We start from the raw sequence: 5,000 nt of genomic DNA, 5'->3' as shown, positions 1-5,000 counted from the left end.
TCGTGTCGTGACAACTTCTATATATTAACACGGTGTTAATTATGTGTCAATCGTTTTTTAAAAACTTTTTTTAAAAGTTTTTTTAGCTGCTTTTTGAGAAGCAACTTTTATATCCTATCATCTTAACAAGCCTTTGTCAAAACTTTTTTAAAAGTAGACAGGTCGTTCGGACAACTTCTAAATAATATCATCTGCTTGGTTTTTCGTCAACAGTTTTTTTATTTTTTTTAATATCTTCTTTAGCTGTGTTTATAGCCCTAAAAAAAGATACTGTATGCTCTATCCTTAGACATAGCATACAGCAGAAAAATATGAATCGATCTCATTAAGGAATTGGGAATCCCCCTATACGGTATAATTCATACCACTCTTCTCGGCTTAATTCTATATCAGTTGCTTGACTAGCAGATTTAATACGCTCTGGGTTCATACTACCAATAATCGGTTGCATCTTAGCAGGATGTCTGAGTAGCCAAGCAATCGCAATCGCTTCTTGACTAACTTCTTTTTCTTTCGCATAGTTCTTCAAAGTTTCACTTAATTCCTGATAGTCAGGGTGGTTAAATAAAACGCCTTGCTTGTTATTCCCAGCTTGGAATGGTGACCACGGTTGGATCGTCATCTGATGAATACGACTATATTCTAATATCGAGCTGTCCCTTACAATTGAACGTTCATTGACACGATTCATATTGAAGCCAGCATCAATCATAGGGTGATGGGTCACGCTCATTTGTAGTTGGTTAATGATCAAAGGTTGTTTAACAGCTGTTTTCAATAATTCAATCTGCATAGGCGTCTGATTACTAACACCGAAATAACGTACTTTCCCACTCTTTTCTAATTGATTAAAAACTTCAGCTACTTCTTCCGGTTCAAAAAGCGTATCTGGTCGATGCAATAAAAATGTATCTAAATAATCGGTCTGCAATCTTCTTAAGCTTTCTTCAACCGATTGGATAAGATGTTTTTTGGAAAAATCATACATTTTCCCAGGAACAATCCCTGCCTTTGACTGAATCAAAATATCTTCGCGCTTAATAGATAGATTACGATAGGCTCTCCCAAAAATACTCTCTGATTCGCCAGCTCCATAAATATCGGCATGATCAAAATAGTTAATCCCTACTGATAGAGCTGCTTGGATAACTCCTTCTGCCTCCTTGTCACTTAAATGACTCATACGCATTAAGCCTAAGGATAGTTGAGAAGCTCTCAATGAACTATCTCCTATATGAATTGTTTTCATTTGCACCACTCCTTTGTCCTTTTGTTATAGTATACCACTATAGTATAAAAGCCCTCTCACAAACCCTTTATAAGAAAAGCGGACAAGTCCGCCTTGGCCTATGAAAAAATAGGAAATTTGACCCTGAATTGTCAGGAGACTTCACGCTTCAGCGGGTTAGTCGAATGATATGCGTTAGCGAGCAGCGAAGCGCGCAATGGGGCAAATTTATCTTTTTTTCACTAGGTCAGGACTTGGGAGCTAGACATTGATGGCTGAACTTATAATCCCCTAGTCTATAAAATAAAAAACTGAGACAGCCGCCTCAGTTTCCTTTAATCACATATCCACTTATCATCGACTACTCGACAAGCATCGCCATCTGAACTCATCATCTGCAAGCCGCTTAATTGAAATCCTTCTTCTGCTGCAATTTTTTCAATCGTTTGCTCAATAACCTCTTGGGGTTGAGCACCGCTAATAAGATACTTTTGATTGATAACTACTGCCGGTGCACCTTGAATACCGTAAGCTTGAACACATTGCAAATCTTCAATAACAGCTTGCTCAGTCTCTTCTTTTTCATACTGCTCTTTCCATTGTTCAAAAGAAACACCAGACTTCTTAACTGCTGCTTCAATAACTAATTTATCAGAAATATCTTGGTTATGAACAAATAGGGCTTCTTGCAACGCATCAAAGACATTCCAATAAGCTGACTGTCCAGCTATAAGCCCTGCAGCCTTTGCTGCTTTTAGGCCCTCTTTTGAAGTTGGAAATAGAAAATCTTTTTCTTTCATCCCCTCAATATTGAAGCGATGTTCATCATCATTTTGATTAGCATGTTCCCAATGACCGAGGACTTCTCCTTTTACGGCTTCATGAGATCCAAACATTTGAATAAACTGCTCTTTCTCCCACCCTAGTGCAAATGAACGGTGAGTAATAGTTAAATTAGGATATTTATTAGCTATCTTTCGCATTCGATAAGACATAGGAAAACAGAAACTACAAATCACATCGTGGAAAAATTCTACTTGCATATGAACACTCCTTTACATTGGCTTACTTAGTGTAAGTGAAATAAATTATAATTGCAAGCTTATCAATGCTGTTTTTATTGTTTATAATAAAAACAACATACTTTGAGAAGAGGGACAAAATGGAGCATCAGATAATCTTCAATAAATTACAACTATTAGCTGATCCTGATCAAGCGATTTCTATGTCTGCCTATATGAGAAACCTATTTCCCTTTCTAGGCATTTCAGCCAAAGAAAGAAAAGCAACTTATCATAGTGAATTTAAACAAGCGCTTAAAGAAAAAGATGTTGATTTCGATTTTATTCAGCTGTGCTTTAATCAACTAGAACGTGAGTATCATTATGCTGCAGTTGACTATCTTTTGGCTATTAAAAGCTTGCTGGGACCTGACCACTTACCAATGCTCAAGCAACTTATTATTACTAAATCATGGTGGGATACCGTAGATGGACTTGATGGCGTTATTGGATTTTTAGTGAAATCATTCCCGGAATTAAAGAAACAGATGGTTGAATGGAGTCTAGACAGTAATATCTGGATTCGTCGAGTTGCTATTGACCACCAGCTACTTTTTAAAGAAGAGACTGATACTGAGTTGTTGGCGCTCATTATAAAAAACAATTTGAATCAAACAGAGTTCTTTATTAACAAAGCAATTGGGTGGAGCTTACGTGACTATAGTAAAACAAATCCAGAATGGGTCAGCAGCTTTATTGAAGAAAACAAAAGTGAATTAGCTCCTTTGAGTATTCGAGAAGGCAGTAAATACCTATAAACCTTTCCGGAGGTAAGAAAAGCGGACAAGTCCGCCTTGGCCTATGAAAAAATAGGAAATTTGACCCTGAATTGTCAGGAGACTTCACGCTTCAGCGGGTTAGTCGAATGATATGCGTTAGCGAGCAGCGAAGCGCGCAATGGGGCAAATTTATCTTTTTTTCACTAGGTCAGGACTTGGGAGCTAGACATTGATGGCTGAACTTATAATCCCCTAGTCTACAAAAAAAGCATTCCAGTTATCTGGAATGCTTTTATAATTGCACGGCGACGTCCTACTCTCACAAAGGGAAACCCTTCACTACAATCGGCGCTAAGAAGCTTAACTTCTGTGTTCGGGATGGGAACAGGTGTGTCCTTCTTGCCATCATTACCGTACAAAAGCCACCTGTCGGATTCGAACCGACGACCCCCACCTTACCATGGTGGTGCTCTACCTACTGAGCTAAGGCGGCACTTGAAACTGTTTTACACAAACTCTAGAATACCTAATAACCAATGCTTTGTCAATATGGCATTAACATATTCTATTTTAAAATAAAAAACATCCTTCGCCAGAAAATCCAACGAATTGATGTTTGACTTTTCCTAAAAATAGGCATAAAAAAACTCCGCAAGTAGGACTCGAACCTACGACATCTTGATTAACAGTCAAGCGCTACTACCAACTGAGCTATTGCGGAATAATATATTAAAAAAATATATGCGCGGCAGCGTCCTACTCTCACAAAGGGAAACCCTTCACTACAATCGGCGCTAAGAAGCTTAACTTCTGTGTTCGGGATGGGAACAGGTGTGACCTTCTTGCCATCGCCACCGCACATGCTGAGGTTGTTCCCTCAAAACTGAATAGTTAACACGAAACCTTTGGTTTAAAACCCATTTTACTTGATTACCGTTTTATTATTGGTTAAGTCCTCGACCGATTAGTACTAGTCCGCTCCATACATCGCTGCACTTCCACTTCTAGCCTATCTACCTGATCGTCTCTCAGGGGTCTTACTCATTTAAAATGATGGGAAATCTCATCTTGAGGGGGGCTTCACGCTTAGATGCTTTCAGCGTTTATCCCGTCCACACATAGCTACCCAGCAATGCCCTTGGCAGAACAACTGGTACACCAGCGGTGTGTCCATCCCGGTCCTCTCGTACTAAGGACAGCTCCTCTCAAATTTCCAACGCCCGCGACGGATAGGGACCGAACTGTCTCACGACGTTCTGAACCCAGCTCGCGTGCCGCTTTAATGGGCGAACAGCCCAACCCTTGGGACCGACTACAGCCCCAGGATGCGACGAGCCGACATCGAGGTGCCAAACCTCCCCGTCGATGTGAACTCTTGGGGGAGATAAGCCTGTTATCCCCAGGGTAGCTTTTATCCGTTGAGCGATGGCCCTTCCATGCGGAACCACCGGATCACTAAGCCCGACTTTCGTCCCTGCTCGACTTGTAGGTCTCGCAGTCAAGCTCCCTTCTGCCTTTGCACTCTACGAATGATTTCCAACCATTCTGAGGGAACCTTTGGGCGCCTCCGTTACATTTTAGGAGGCGACCGCCCCAGTCAAACTGCCCGACTGACACTGTCTCCCCACCCGATAAGGGTGGCGGGTTAGAGTGGTCCTGCTACAAGGGTAGTATCCCAATGGCGCCTCCATCGAGACTAGCGTCCCGACTTCAATGGCTCCTACCTATCCTGTACATGTAGCAGAAACAATCAATATCAACCTGCAGTAAAGCTCCATGGGGTCTTTCCGTCCTGTCGCGGGTAACCAGCATCTTCACTGGTACTATAATTTCACCGAGTCTCTCGTTGAGACAGTGCCCAAATCGTTACGCCTTTCGTGCGGGTCAGAACTTACCTGACAAGGAATTTCGCTACCTTAGGACCGTTATAGTTACGGCCGCCGTTTACTGGGGCTTCAATTCAAAGCTTCGCCGAAGCTAACCTCTCCTCTT

The 5,000-nt window shown here is 41.4% G+C and carries 3 protein-coding genes, 2 tRNA genes and 3 rRNA genes (1 of these 8 running past the window's edge); 1 reads left to right on the top strand and 7 read right to left on the bottom strand.

Translation table 11 applies throughout. From position 1 onward, the window contains the following. Nucleotides 1–325: 325 nt before the first annotated feature. Both G7057_RS06005 and G7057_RS06000 read right to left on the bottom strand, forming a co-directional pair. Nucleotides 326–1,249, bottom strand: coding sequence for an aldo/keto reductase (locus G7057_RS06005; RefSeq protein ID WP_166162038.1), 924 nt, complete (start codon nucleotides 1,247–1,249; stop codon nucleotides 326–328). A gap of 314 nt (nucleotides 1,250–1,563) precedes the next feature. Next, nucleotides 1,564–2,271 (bottom strand): DsbA family oxidoreductase, encoded by a 708-nt coding sequence (locus G7057_RS06000; protein ID WP_166162036.1) that lies wholly within the window; start codon nucleotides 2,269–2,271, stop codon nucleotides 1,564–1,566. A gap of 119 nt (nucleotides 2,272–2,390) precedes the next feature. Between G7057_RS06000 and G7057_RS05995 the strand changes: the two genes are divergently transcribed. After that, nucleotides 2,391–3,047, top strand: a complete 657-nt coding sequence (locus tag G7057_RS05995) for a DNA alkylation repair protein (protein WP_166162034.1) — start codon at nucleotides 2,391–2,393, stop codon at nucleotides 3,045–3,047. Between the two features lie 261 nt (nucleotides 3,048–3,308). On the opposite strand, the gene rrf (G7057_RS05990) is transcribed toward G7057_RS05995, so the two are convergent. The 5 genes from rrf (G7057_RS05990) to G7057_RS05970 all read right to left on the bottom strand — a co-directional run. Further along, nucleotides 3,309–3,424 (bottom strand): 5S ribosomal RNA (rrf, locus tag G7057_RS05990). 4 nt (nucleotides 3,425–3,428) lie between these two features. After that, nucleotides 3,429–3,501: transfer RNA gene (locus G7057_RS05985), tRNA-Thr, on the bottom strand. Nucleotides 3,502–3,655: 154 nt separating this feature from the next. After that, nucleotides 3,656–3,729: transfer RNA gene (locus G7057_RS05980), tRNA-Asn, on the bottom strand. A 22-nt stretch (nucleotides 3,730–3,751) separates the two neighbouring features. Continuing rightward, nucleotides 3,752–3,867 (bottom strand): 5S ribosomal RNA (gene rrf, locus G7057_RS05975). 85 nt (nucleotides 3,868–3,952) lie between these two features. After that, a 23S ribosomal RNA gene (locus tag G7057_RS05970) occupies nucleotides 3,953–5,000 on the bottom strand; it runs 1,868 nt beyond the window's last position.

Origin of the sequence: Jeotgalibaca arthritidis, assembly GCF_011100465.1 — a bacterium.
Lineage (GTDB): Bacteria > Bacillota > Bacilli > Lactobacillales > Aerococcaceae > Jeotgalibaca > Jeotgalibaca arthritidis.
This window is presented reverse-complemented; position numbering and strand designations above follow the sequence as displayed.